General features: G+C 64.9%; 11 protein-coding genes. 4 read left to right on the forward strand and 7 right to left on the reverse strand.

From position 1 onward, the window contains the following. Positions 1 to 172 precede the first annotated feature (172 nt). Together IVA96_RS23935 and IVA96_RS23940 are read right to left on the reverse strand one after the other, a co-directional pair. Complete coding sequence (locus tag IVA96_RS23935; protein WP_247281087.1) at positions 173 to 1,543, reverse strand: sigma-54 dependent transcriptional regulator; 1,371 nt, start codon at positions 1,541 to 1,543, stop codon at positions 173 to 175. Positions 1,544 to 1,560: 17 nt separating this feature from the next. Further along, positions 1,561 to 3,972: a PAS domain-containing sensor histidine kinase gene (locus tag IVA96_RS23940; RefSeq protein ID WP_247419529.1), complete on the reverse strand. Its 2,412-nt coding sequence runs from the start codon at positions 3,970 to 3,972 to the stop codon at positions 1,561 to 1,563. Positions 3,973 to 4,147: 175 nt separating this feature from the next. On the opposite strand from IVA96_RS23940, the gene IVA96_RS23945 reads away from it, so the two are divergent. Further along, the gene (locus tag IVA96_RS23945) at positions 4,148 to 4,294 is read left to right on the forward strand and encodes a hypothetical protein (RefSeq protein WP_247419530.1); all 147 of its coding nucleotides are present in this window, start codon (positions 4,148 to 4,150) and stop codon (positions 4,292 to 4,294) included. A gap of 166 nt (positions 4,295 to 4,460) precedes the next feature. Here the strand turns inward: IVA96_RS23945 and ntrC are convergent, their stop codons facing one another. From ntrC to dusB, 3 genes are read right to left on the reverse strand one after another with little or no spacing between them, the layout of a single operon-like run. Beyond that, the gene (gene ntrC / locus IVA96_RS23950) at positions 4,461 to 5,903 is read right to left on the reverse strand and encodes a nitrogen regulation protein NR(I) (RefSeq protein ID WP_247281084.1); all 1,443 of its coding nucleotides are present in this window, start codon (positions 5,901 to 5,903) and stop codon (positions 4,461 to 4,463) included. A gap of 9 nt (positions 5,904 to 5,912) precedes the next feature. After that, positions 5,913 to 7,082, reverse strand: coding sequence for a nitrogen regulation protein NR(II) (locus IVA96_RS23955; RefSeq protein WP_247419531.1), 1,170 nt, complete (start codon positions 7,080 to 7,082; stop codon positions 5,913 to 5,915). Further along, the gene (dusB, locus tag IVA96_RS23960) at positions 7,079 to 8,080 is read right to left on the reverse strand and encodes a tRNA dihydrouridine synthase DusB (protein WP_247419533.1); all 1,002 of its coding nucleotides are present in this window, start codon (positions 8,078 to 8,080) and stop codon (positions 7,079 to 7,081) included. The genes IVA96_RS23955 and dusB overlap by 4 nt, the downstream gene beginning before the upstream one ends. Here dusB and IVA96_RS23965 point away from each other — a divergent pair. Genes IVA96_RS23965 through IVA96_RS23975 form a run of 3 tightly spaced genes read left to right on the forward strand, consistent with a single transcriptional unit; the run spans position 8,052 to position 10,156 of the window. Beyond that, positions 8,052 to 8,348: a hypothetical protein gene (locus IVA96_RS23965; protein WP_247419725.1), complete on the forward strand. Its 297-nt coding sequence runs from the start codon at positions 8,052 to 8,054 to the stop codon at positions 8,346 to 8,348. The two genes, dusB and IVA96_RS23965, sit on opposite strands and share 29 nt — an antisense overlap. Before the next feature lie 13 nt (positions 8,349 to 8,361). After that, complete coding sequence (locus tag IVA96_RS23970) at positions 8,362 to 9,543, forward strand: bifunctional 2-C-methyl-D-erythritol 4-phosphate cytidylyltransferase/2-C-methyl-D-erythritol 2,4-cyclodiphosphate synthase (protein WP_247419535.1); 1,182 nt, start codon at positions 8,362 to 8,364, stop codon at positions 9,541 to 9,543. 4 nt (positions 9,544 to 9,547) lie between these two features. Next, positions 9,548 to 10,156 (forward strand): CinA family protein, encoded by a 609-nt coding sequence (locus tag IVA96_RS23975; RefSeq protein ID WP_247419538.1) that lies wholly within the window; start codon positions 9,548 to 9,550, stop codon positions 10,154 to 10,156. A gap of 7 nt (positions 10,157 to 10,163) precedes the next feature. Here the strand turns inward: IVA96_RS23975 and IVA96_RS23980 are convergent, their stop codons facing one another. After that, positions 10,164 to 10,940: a mechanosensitive ion channel domain-containing protein gene (locus IVA96_RS23980; RefSeq protein WP_247419542.1), complete on the reverse strand. Its 777-nt coding sequence runs from the start codon at positions 10,938 to 10,940 to the stop codon at positions 10,164 to 10,166. Positions 10,941 to 11,835: 895 nt separating this feature from the next. Next, complete coding sequence (locus tag IVA96_RS23985) at positions 11,836 to 12,306, reverse strand: type II toxin-antitoxin system RatA family toxin (protein WP_247419544.1); 471 nt, start codon at positions 12,304 to 12,306, stop codon at positions 11,836 to 11,838. Between the last annotated feature and the right edge of the window lie 2 nt (positions 12,307 to 12,308).

The raw sequence follows: 12,308 nt of genomic DNA on the forward strand, positions 1-12,308 counted from the left end.
TGCCGTGCCTCATGAGATCCCCCTCGGAAGGAACAGCTGTGCAATTAGAGGACAGGTGGGCCTATTAGGCAAGCCGCTTCACGCGGCAGCCCCAGCCGTATTGCCCCGAAAAACTACGGAAATCGATGATTTTCCTCGCTTATCTTTGATCTCTGACCGCCACCTGGCCGCGCTAGCCGACACCAAGCGCCTTCAGCTTCCGGTGCAGCGCTGAACGTTCCATGCCAACAAACTCGGCCGTGCGAGAAATATTTCCCGAGAAACGGCTGATCTGTGCAATCAAATAGTCGCGCTCGAATACTTCGCGCGCCTCGCGCAGCGGCAGCCCCATGATGTGCTCGCCATTGTTGCTGGTCGGCATCGCCGGCACCATGGAGCCGACGTCCTGCGGCAACATGTCGGCCGTGATGATGACTTCGGGCCCGCCCGCAGCCAGAATCATGACTCTCTCAACATTGTTGCGGAGCTGGCGCACATTGCCCGGCCAGACGTGCGATTGCAGCACCGCCATCGCATCCTGCCCGATCTGACGCTTCGGCAGGCCGCTGCCGGCCGAGATCTGCTCCATGAAGTAATCGATCAATTCCGGAATGTCCTCGCGCCGCTCCGACAGCGCGGGCACCCGGATCGGCACCACCGAGAGCCGATGATAGAGGTCCTCGCGGAAATGACCGGCCGCGATCTCCTCTTCGAGATTGCGCGCGGTGGAGGAGATGATGCGGACGTCGACCTGCACCTTGGCGGTGCCGCCGACGCGCTGGAACGACTGCTCGACCAGCACGCGCAGAATCTTGTTCTGGGTCTCGCGCGGCATGTCGGCAATTTCGTCAATGAACAGCGTGCCGCCATGGGCTTCCTCGAGCGCACCGGCCTTGCGCGGCTGTTCGCCGTTGGACTGCTCGACGCCGAACAGCTCATGCTCCATCCGCTCGGGCGTGATAGCGGCTGCATTGATGACGACGAAGGGTCCGTCGGCGCGGCCCGAGGCCATGTGCAACGTGCGCGCCGTCAGCTCCTTGCCGGCGCCGGCGGGGCCGACGATCAGGATACGGCTGTTGGCCTTGGCCGCGCGCTCGATGGTCTGGCGCAGCTGGTTCATGCTCGGCGAGCGGCCGACGAGCTGGCTGGCGCTCGGCGCGAGCTGCTTCAGCTCCTTGACCTCGCGCTTGAGGCGCGAGTTCTCCAGCGCTCGGGTCGCGACCAGGATCAGCCGGTCGGCCTTGAACGGCTTCTCGATGAAGTCATAGGCGCCGCGCTTGATCGCTGCGACCGCGGTCTCGATGTTGCCGTGGCCGGAGATCATCACGACCGGCAGATCGGCGTTGTCCTTCTTGACCTGCTCCAGGAGCTGCAAGCCGTCGAGCTTGGAGCCCTGGAGCCAGATGTCGAGGAACACCAGATGCGGTCTGCGGTTGGCGATCTCGGCCAGGGCCGTATCGCTGTCGCGCGCAGTCCTTGTGACGAACCCCTCGTCTTCGAGTATGCCGGCAACGAGGTCCCGAATATCGGCCTCATCATCGACAATCAGAATTTCACTTGCCATGGGTCGCGCCTGCCTTGTCAGCTACCTGTTGAGGCTTCGATTTTCGTTGAATCATTGGTCTTTTCAGTCGGCTTTTTGGTTCCGGCGGCCGGCTCTTTCGTTTCCGGGTCCTTGATGGATTCCGTAACGGCTTGCTTGTTGTCCGGCTTGGTTGCTTCCTTGGCCGCGGCCGCCGGCTCGGCCGTCTCGGACTTCGCGGGTTGTCCGGAGATCGCAAAGCGCAACCGCATCCAGGCGCCGCGCTGGCCTTCGCGGAAGTCGGAAGCGTCCTTCAGCTCGATGCGTCCGCCGTGGTCTTCCAGCACGCGGCCGACGATCGCCAGCCCCAGGCCGGTGCCCTTGGCGCGCGTCGTGACGTAGGGCTCGAGCAACCGCGAGCGCGCGACCTTGGGCAGGCCGATGCCGTTGTCGATGACGTCGATCAGCACGTCCTCGCCCTCGCGCGACACCACGACGTCGATGCGGCCCTTTCCGTTTTCCTTGCCGAGCTCCTCCGGCGGGACCTGCTCGATCGCCTCGGTTGCGTTCTTGACGATGTTGGTGACCGCCTGGGAGATCAGTCGCCGGTCGAACTGGGCGCGCAGCGGATCCTCCTTGAACTCGGCCTCGATGTCGATCTCGGGATGGGCGACCTTCATCAGGAATACCGCCTGCCGCACGGTGTCGGCGACGTCCTCGCCTTCCATCACCGGCTTCGGCATCCGCGCGAAGCGGGAGAACTCGTCGACCATGCGCCTGATGTCGTCGACCTGGCGCACGATGGTGTCGGTGCACTGGTCGAAGACCTGCTTGTCCTTGTCCTCTGTGATGGTCTTGCCGAACTTGCGGCGGATGCGCTCGGCCGAGAGCTGGATCGGCGTCAGCGGGTTCTTGATCTCGTGGGCGATGCGGCGCGCCACGTCGCCCCAGGCCGAGGTGCGCTGCGCCGACACGAGCTCGGTGATGTCGTCGAGCGTGATGATGTAGCTGTCGCGCGGCTGGCTGGTCTTCTCGGCGCTGACGCGGACCGAGAGATTGCGCTCGGTGCCGTCGCGGGTGATCGTGATCTGGCCCTGCACCAGGCGCTGGGTCCCTTCCCGTGCCGTCTTCATCATTTCGTCGAGCTCGGGCAGCACGTCGGAGAGCGGGTGGCCGAGCGTCTCCGCTTCGGAGTGCCCGATCAGCTTCTCGGCGGAACGGTTGAGGATGCCGACGCTGCCGGAGGTGTCGACGCCGATGATGCCGGCGCTTGCCGATGACAGCACGGCCTCGATGAAGCGGCGGCGGCTGTCGATGAGGTCGCTGGCGTTGACGAGCTCGTCGCGCTGGCTGCGCAATTCCTGCGTCATCTTGTTGAAGGTCTCACCGAGCTGGGCAAGATCGCCTTCCGACTGGTGCACGGGCACCTGGACATGCAGATCGCCGGTCGAGACCGTGTGGGCTGCATTCATCAGCCGTCGGATTGGCGAGACCAGCGAGTTGGCGAAGTTGAGGCCGATCAGCACCGAGGCCATCAGGATGGTCAGCGCGATCACCGCAAACATCAGCGCAAACGCGACCTGGATACCGAGCCGTCGCGACTCGATCTGAGCGTATTCGGCGACGCTGACCTCGGTCTGCTTGAGCTGGTTGACGACGTTCGGATCGAGTGGCCGGGCGACGTAGAGGAACGTGTCGCTGAAGGCTCGCAGGCGGATCACCGCGGCGACGAAGCTCGCGTCCGGCAGCACCGCGATCTCAGGCTCGGACTCGTTGACGTTGCTGAGAAAGTCGGGCGCCGGCGGCGAATAGGCGAGCCGCATGCCGGTGTCGGCGGATTCCAGAATGTTGGTGTTCTTGTCGATGATCATCGCGCCCGGCAAATTGCGGGAGCCGGCGCTGGCGGTCAGCATCTCGCGGAACGAGCGGCGGTCCTGGTCGTAGAGCGGCCGGGCGTGCGCGATGTCGTTTGCCATGCCGAGAATGTCGCCGCGGATCAGCTGCGCATGGTCCTGCATGTAGGCCCGCGCGATCGTCAGCGAATTCTGGATCACCTCCTTGGTCGGCCCCGAGAATAGCCGGTCGAGGCCGCGCTCGATGGTGACGTTGGCGACCACGGCGACCAGCACCGCCGGCAGCACCGCCACGATCGAGAACAGGCTGACGATCTGGACATGGAGGCGCGCTGCCGCCCTGCCCCGCCGTCGCGCCAGGATCAGTTGCCAGAGTTCCCGGACGATGATCCCGACCAGGAGCAGGATCGTGGCCGCATTGATCAGATAGAACGAGCGGACCACCTCCGGCGTCGGCTCGATCTTGGTGAGGCCGGTCAGAACCAGGAACGTCAGGAGGGCCGACAGCAGCGCCAGGGCCACGGCGAAGGGTGCCAGCCAGCGCCGCAGCGACCAGCGCTTGGGCTCTTCGGCTGGGGCCGTGTCAAAGGATGCGGCCGAGGTATCTGCGCTGGTCATTCCGGCAATGGGTTGCTGAAAAACGGGTCCGCGGGCGCGCGGATACTGATGTATTCGTACCACATTGTTGCCGAATTGCGACAATTCCGCGGCGTCTCCGCCGCGACGGACGGCACATCCACAAGCAGATTCCGCTTGGACGGGAACGGATTCCCGCCGTCCCGGCTTGACGGGGATGGATAGATTTTTTCTCGCGACGATGGTCTCGGCCGTGCTTCTGCTGATCGTGGCCGCCGACCTCCTGGTCAACGGGCTCGGCCTTCAGCAGCCGCTGGTGAATGTCGCCAGCGTGACGCCGGCATCCAGCCGACTTGTCAGGTAGATGATGCAGCGCGTTGCGGCCGAATGACCAATTTGTACGTGCGAGCGGAACATTTCAGTCCGATGCGGACTTCTGCCCACCGCGTCAGCCACAACGGCCAGCGCGATCCGGACAGGCTCAGCTCTGCCTTGGTAGGGGGAGCTCAGCCACCGTCCGTCCAGCACGACTATGCGCCGCTGCGGTAGACCTGGATGTCCAGATCCCGGATCTTCTTGCGTAGCGTGTTGCGGTTGAGGCCGAGCAGGTCTGCGGCGCGGATCTGATTGCCGCGGGTGGCCGCGAGCGCGGCGGTGAGCAGCGGCACTTCGATCTCCTTCAGGATGCGGTGATAGAGACCCGGCGGCGGCACGCCGTTCGGGAAGCCCTGGAAGTGCGAGGAGAGATAGGCCTCCACCGCGCCGCCCAGATTGTCGACGCCCTGCTGGACCGCCGCACCCGGGCTGACCGAAGGCGGCGCGAGCTCGCCGTCGATGACCGAGGCCGTGATCACGTCCTGCGGATAGAGCGCGGCCAGGCGCCGGGCGAGGTTTTCGAGCTCGCGCACATTGCCCGGCCAGCGGTGCTGCTTCATCCGCTCCAGCGCCAGCGCGTCGAGCTTCTTCGGCGGCAATCCGTCCTTCTCAGCCAGCGTGAAGAAGTGCCGCACCAGATCCGGCAGGTCCTCGATACGCTCGCGAAGCGGCGGCAGCCGCAGCGGCACGACGTTGAGGCGGAAGAACAGGTCTTCGCGGAACAGGCCCTGCTGGATCAGGACGCGCAGATCCTTGTTGGAAGCCGCGACGATCCGCACGTCGGTCTTGATCGGGGTGCGGCCGCCGACGGTGGTGTATTCGCCCTGCTGGAGCACGCGCAACAGGCGGGTCTGCGCCTCCATCGGCATGTCGCCGATTTCGTCGAGGAACAGCGTGCCGCCCTCGGCCTGCTCGAACCGGCCCGAGGCGCGGGTGTTGGCGCCGGTGAAGGCGCCGCGCTCATGGCCGAACAGCTCGGATTCGATGAGGTCGCGCGGGATCGCCGCCATGTTGACGGCGACGAAGGGGCCGTTGCGCCGCTTGCCGTAATCGTGCAGCGCGCGTGCCACCAATTCCTTGCCAGTGCCGGACTCGCCCGTGATCATTACGGTGAGGTCGGTCTGCATCAGGCGCGCCAGCACGCGATAGATCTCCTGCATCGCCGGCGAGCGGCCGACCAGCGGGATCGCCTCCATTTCGGCGTCGTCGTCCGGCGTCGAGACCCGCTCCTTCGGTTCGGCGAGCGCGCGGCCGACGATGGCGATCAGCTCCTTCAGGTCGAAGGGCTTCGGCAGATATTCATAGGCGCCGCGCTCGGAGGCGCGGATCGCCGTCATGAACGTGTTCTGTGCGCTCATGACGATGACGGGCAGATTGGGCCGCATCTTCTTGATCCGCGGCAAGAGGTCGAAAGCGTTCTCGTCGGGCATCACCACGTCGGTGATGACGAGATCGCCCTCTCCCTGGCTGACCCAACGCCATAAGGTTGCGGCATTGCCGGTGAGCCGCACTTCGTAGCCGGCGCGGGACAGTGCCTGATTGAGAACGGTGCGGATGGCGGTATCGTCATCAGCTACGAGAATGCTACCTGCGGGCATCGTTAATCCTCATCTTGCCCCCTGTGATGCAGGCGACGGCTTCCCGGCAGAGTCGGCGCGACTGCTTTGATCGGCATGTTTCGCCGATGTGGAATACATCGGCATCAGCACGCGGAAGGTGGTCTTGCGCGGCTGAGATTCGCATTCGATGATGCCCCCGTGATCGCCGACGATCTTTGCGACCAGCGCGAGGCCCAGCCCCGAGCCGGTCTGCTTGGTGGTCACGAAGGGATCGAACAGGTTGGGCAGAAGGTCGTCTGGCACGCCTGGTCCGTTGTCTCTCACGCAGAATTCGAGCGGCAGGGATACCCGGGATTTTTGACCGGGGACTGACAGGCGCACGCCGGGGCGGAACGCGGTGGTGAGCTGGATCTCGGCGTCGGGCGCATCGATCAGGGCTTCGGCGGCGTTCTTGACGAGATTGAGGAACACCTGGATCAGCTGGTCCTGATTCGCCAGCACCGGCGGCAGCGAAGGATCGTAATCCTCGATGAAGCGGATGTTGCGGGCAAAGCCGGACTGCGCCAGCCGCTTCACGTGATCGAGCACAGAGTGAATATTCACGGGACCGCGCACGACGGGGCGCTCGTCGCCGAACACCTCCATGCGGTCGACCAGCGTCACAATGCGGTCGGCCTCGTCGCAGATCAGGCGCGTCAGCATGCGGTCCTCGGACGAGGCCTGCTGCTCCAGTAACTGCGCCGCGCCGCGGATTCCCGACAGCGGATTCTTGATCTCGTGCGCCAGCATCGCGGCGAGCGCGATCACCGAGCGCGCGGCGCTGCGATGGGTGAGCTGGCGGTCCATCTTGTCGGCGATGCTGCGCTCCTGGAGCATCACCACGATGTGGCCGGGCCGCTCGGTGAGCGGAGCCACATGCAGGTCGACCTGGCGGTCGCCGCCCATGCGCGGTGTGCCCAGATCAACCTTGTATTCGTTGACCGGCGAGTTCGACGAGCGCACCTGGTCGATCAGTGCCAGCAGCGGGCTGCCGAACGGCACCAGCTCCTTGAGCGATTGCCGCTTCAAGAACTGCGTCGAGATTTCGAAGAAGGCTTCGGTCGCGATGTTGGCGGCGACGATCTTGCCGTCCGGGCCGATCATCAGCACGGGATTGGGCAGCGCATCCAGGATCGCATCGCTGTCGGACGGCCGGCGATGTTCGGCGGCTGAGCTCATGCAGCGGCCCTCCATGCGAAGTCGTCGAAGGCGTCTTGCAGCGATTGGTGAACGCGGCGCGGATCCTCCGAGGTGAGTATCTTCTGGCGCCACGATTTCAGCGTCTCGGCCGGCGCGCCGCTGACCTCCGCCGCGACGTCGAGCGCCCAGCCCAGATGCTTGCGCGCATGCCTGAGGCCAATACGCAAGCCGTATAGTGCGCAAACACCTTCATAGAGCGTGCGGACATAATGCAGCTGCGTCTCGAGCGCCGGCGTTGCTTCCTCTGCCCCGCCCTTCAGTCGGCGGCCGATCTGGCCCGGCAGCCAGGGCCGGCCCTGCGCGCCGCGGCCAATCATCACGGCATCGGCGCCGGAGGCCTCTAACGCCGCGAGCGCCTTCTCATGGGACGTGATGTCCCCATTGACGACGAGCGGAATGGAGATGGCCTCGCGCACGGCGCGGATCGCATCCCAATCGGCCTCGCCCTTGTAAAACTGGCAGCGGGTGCGGCCATGCACGGTGACGAGCTTGACGCCTGATGCTTCCGCGCGCCGCGCCAGCTCCGGCGCGTTGCGGCTGCGGTCGTCCCAGCCGAGCCGCATCTTCAGTGTCACCGGCACCTTCACTGCGGCGATCGTCGCCTCGATCAGGCCGACGGCATGGTCGAGGTCGCGCATCAGGGCCGAGCCGGACTGGCCGCCGGTGACGTGGCGGGCCGGACAGCCCATGTTGATATCGATGATGTCGGCGCCTTCGGCCTCAGCGATCCGGGCGCCTTCGGCCATCCAATGCGGCTCGCAGCCGGCGAGCTGGACCACATGCGGACCGATTCCCGTAGCTTCGCAACGCAACCGCGACATCCGGTGGCCGTTGGCGAGCTCATCGCTGGCTGTCATTTCCGACACGACGAGACCCGCCCCAAGCTCCGCCGCCAGCCGGCGAACGGGCGAGTCAGTCACCCCCGACATCGGCGCCAGGAAGACCGGGGTGGCGACATCAATTTCGCCTATTTTCAACGGCTTAGAGCCGGATATTGCCGAGCCGGTCACAGGGGTCTCGTTGACTGGACAGGGCCTCATCGCGCCTGCCATGATCCATCTTGCGCACAATTCTTGTGCAGTCAAGCGTCATGCCTACAGTTTAGACAGTTTTGCAAATCTTTCAAGTGCAGTGCAGCAAAATGCTGTTGCCCACAAGGCGCGGAAACCCCTTTTTTTGCGGCCCTGCCGTGCTAGAGGCATGCCATCAAATCACCCCACTCCCCGACTCGTCATCACCAACTGAATATTTGAGTCCTATGGCGAAATCACAACGCACCGCGGCCGTCCTCGTCGCAGCCGGACGCGGCTTGCGCGCCGGCGCCGGCGGACCGAAGCAATATCGCGAGATCGGCGGTGTGCCCGTGATCCATCGCGCCTTGGAAGCCTTCAGCCGCCACCCCGAGGTGTTTGCGGTGCAGCCGGTGGTGAATCCCGACGACACCGCCATGTTCACGGCAGCGGTCGCAGGTCTCAAGCACGAGCCGCCGGCCAACGGCGGCGCCACCCGCCAAGCCTCGGTGCTCGCCGGCCTCGAAGCGCTCGCACGGCACAAGCCCGATATCGTCTTGATCCATGACGCCGCCCGCCCCTTCGTCTCGGAAGGCGTGATCTCCCGTGCGATCGAGGCGGCGAGCCGCACCGGCGCAGCGATCCCCGCCATTGCCGTCACCGACACGATCAAGCTCACCGGTGAGAACGGCCATGTCGAGGGCACGCCGGACCGCGCGCGGCTGCGAATCGCGCAGACGCCGCAATCCTTTCTTTTCGACGTCATCCTCGAGGCGCATCGTCGCGCGGCAAAGGACGGACGCTCGGATTTCACCGACGATGCCGCCATTGCCGAATGGGCAGGATTGACGGTTGCAACCTTTGAAGGCGATGTTGCCAATATGAAGCTCACCACTCCCGAGGATTTCGTGCGCGAGGAAGCGCGCCTGGCCGCCCAGCTCGGCGATATCAGGACCGGCACGGGCTATGACGTGCACGCCTTCGGCGACGGCGACCACGTCATGATCTGCGGCGTGCGCGTCCCTCACACCAAGGGTTTTCTGGCCCATTCCGACGGCGATGTCGGCCTGCATGCGCTGGTCGACGCCATTCTCGGTGCGCTCGCCGACGGTGACATCGGCTCGCACTTCCCGCCGAGCGACGCGAAGTGGAAGGGTGCTTCGTCCGACCAGTTCCTGAAATATGCCATCGAGCGCGTCGCGGCCCGCGGCGGCCGCGTCGCCAATCTCGAGGTGACGCTGATCTGCGAGCGGCCGAAGATCGGTCCCTTGCGCGACACCATGCGCGCGCGCATCGCCGAGATCTCCGGCGTCGACATCTCCCGCGTCGCGGTGAAGGCGACGACCAGCGAGCGGCTCGGCTTCACCGGCCGCGAGGAAGGCATCGCGGCCACCGCGAGCGCCACCATCCGCCTGCCCTGGAGCCTGTAGGACCATGGGCGGCAGCGACGCACGCGCCCTCTCCCGCTCGCTGCTCGATTTGTGCCGGATGCGCAAGCTGACGATCGCGACGGCCGAGTCCTGCACCGGCGGCCTCGTCGCCGGCGCGCTGACCGACATCCCCGGCTCCTCCGACGTGATCGACCGCGGCTTCGTCACCTATTCCAACGACGCCAAGCGCGCGATGCTCGGCGTCGAGGCGAGCACGCTCGCCAATTTCGGGGCGGTCAGCAAGGAGACCGCAACCGCCATGGCGATTGGCGCCCTGGAGCGCGCCGATGTCGATCTCGCGGTTGCCATTACCGGAATTGCCGGCCCCGGCGGCGCCACGCCCGGCAAGCCGGTCGGCCTCGTCCACTTCGCAGCGGCGGCGCGCGACGGCCGCATCATCCATCGCGAACACCGCTTCGGCGCGATCGGCCGCAGCGCCGTGCGCGCGCGCTCCGTAGTCGAGGCGCTGCGCATGCTGATGGACCTCGCCCGCGGCCCGCAAGTCCAGATCAAGCCGCGCCCCGCAGCCGCAAGCCGTCTGCGTCCCCGCGTCACCCGCTCGCCACGCCGACACGCGGTGAAGCGCAGGCCGCCGCGCTCGCCGCGGGGCTGAGGCGCTCTCAGGCCGCCGACAGCACCGCGCTCGCACGATCGAGCACGCGCTGTCTAACCGCATCGGCATCTGATGGATTGACCTTCGCGCTCACCGTCAATTCCACGACGGGTGCTGCGGGATCGGCAGCGATCACTTTTGACACATTGACCGAGGGCGCGGTCCTGTCGTCGATGCGGGGATCGTCGCGCAGCTCCTTCAGGATCTGGTCGGCCAACGCATTGACCGCGCCTGCCCTGACCGGAAACGCCACCTTGACGTCGCCCGTACCTGGATAGGCGCTGTGGTTGATGATGGCCGCGCCCCACACCTGCCCGTTCGGCAACAAGATCTGCGTGTTGTCGAGCGCGACCAGCTCGGTCATGAACAGCGACAACGACTTCACCTTCCCCGCCTTGCCGGCGACCTCGACGTCGTCGCCGATGTGAAAGGGACGAAACAGCAGCAGCATCACGCCAGCGGCGAGGTTGGAGAGCGTGCCTTGAAGCGCAAGGCCGATGGCGAGTGAAGTCGCGCCCAGCACGGCAACGAGGCTCGCGGTCTGGATGCCAAAGAGCTGGAGCAGGGCGATGCCGACCACCGCGAGCACGGCATAGCGAGCCACACTGGCGACGAACAAGGTCACCAGCGGATCGACGCGGTGCGTGACACTCAAGACGCGCGTGACGAAGCGCTGCATTGCGCCGGACAGATACCAGCCGACCGCGAACAGCAGGATCGCGTAAATCACGTTCAAGCCATACAGGACGAGCGATGCTTTCAACGTATCGAAATTGATGGTCATGGCAGCTCCAACCCGGACGAATCCGTGAAGAACTCGCGGCGGCGCGAAATGATCCCGGCGGATGTCAATGGGAACACCAACCTGGTAGCCCAGATTGCGCTGCTCTGGGCCACAATCCTTTGTGTTGCCCGTCGGGCAAGACACACAACCGCGGGGTCAACCCACATGCGTCAAAATATTCGCCTTTACAGAAATTCTGATTTGGCGCATTGTGTGGCCACCTCATCCCGGTCAGAGGGGCGTATCGCGATCGTCACGAAACGCGGGCTGGGCCGTGGTGGGCGCTGGCAGCACCGGCGCGAAGGGCATCGCAGGGCGGGCAACCGTGAGCGATCGCCGCGCGCAAACGACCGTTGCTATCAGCGTACGGCAAAACCGTGTCGTCCTGACGCCCGGGGCCTGTGCGTCAAGTCTTGCGGTGATGCGTGTCGTCCAACCGGGCGCGCGCATCAGCGATCCGCAAGGCGACGGGGGCAATAGTGCATCGCTCCCCGGGGAGAGCTCGGCATAAGCCGTCAAACCACTGCGCAGGGAAGGCCAGTTGTTTGGCTTCACCTGAATGCCGCTGTGCAGCTCTTCCTAGCGCAACTTCGCACAGTGGACCGCGGGTGCCCAGCCGGCATCCGGCCTTCCCTGCGCCCTCTGACTTCAAGAGGGTGTCGCGACGAAGCAAAGCTCGGACGAGAAAAGCCGCGAGAACGCGCAGGTGTGTCTGCGATTGAGATGCCAATTGGAAAAGCTACCTGGATGCTCATCCTCAGTCATTTCCCAGCGGCTTGTACACCGAAGCTCGGAGAGCGAAGGCGGAAGCGAAGCAAACCCAGACGTCTCCGCGGACGCAGCCTGGATTGCTTCGTCGCAAGAGCTCCTCGCAATGACGGTGGAAAGAGTGCGCCTACGTCGACGCCAGCTTCGGCCGGCCATAAATCGCGTCCGCGCGTTTTTCGAACGCAGAGGAGAAGCGCGCGAAGGCGGCATCGAACATCGAGCCCATCAGCATCGCGAGCATGCGGCTCTTGAATTCATAGGCGAGGAAGAAACCGACGTCGCAGACGCCCTCACCCTTGGGCTCGAACGTCCAGCGGTTTTCAAGATTTCTGAAAGGACCTTGCAAATATTCGACCAGGATTTTCAGATTGGCGCGGTCGAGTGTCACCCGGCTGGTGAAGGATTCCTTGACCAGCTTGAACGACACCGTCATGTCGGCGACCAGCACCTCGGTGCCGTCGGGCTTCGTCATGCGCTGACGCACCCTCAGCGCGCTGCACAAGGGCACGAATTCCGGGTATCGCTCGACGTCGGCGACCAGATCAAACATCTCGGATGCGCTGTGACTGACACGGCGCTTGCTCGAAAATTTGGGCATAG

It is taken from the genome of Bradyrhizobium sp. 159 (assembly GCF_023073795.1).
In the GTDB taxonomy this organism is placed as follows: Bacteria; Pseudomonadota; Alphaproteobacteria; order Rhizobiales; family Xanthobacteraceae; genus Bradyrhizobium.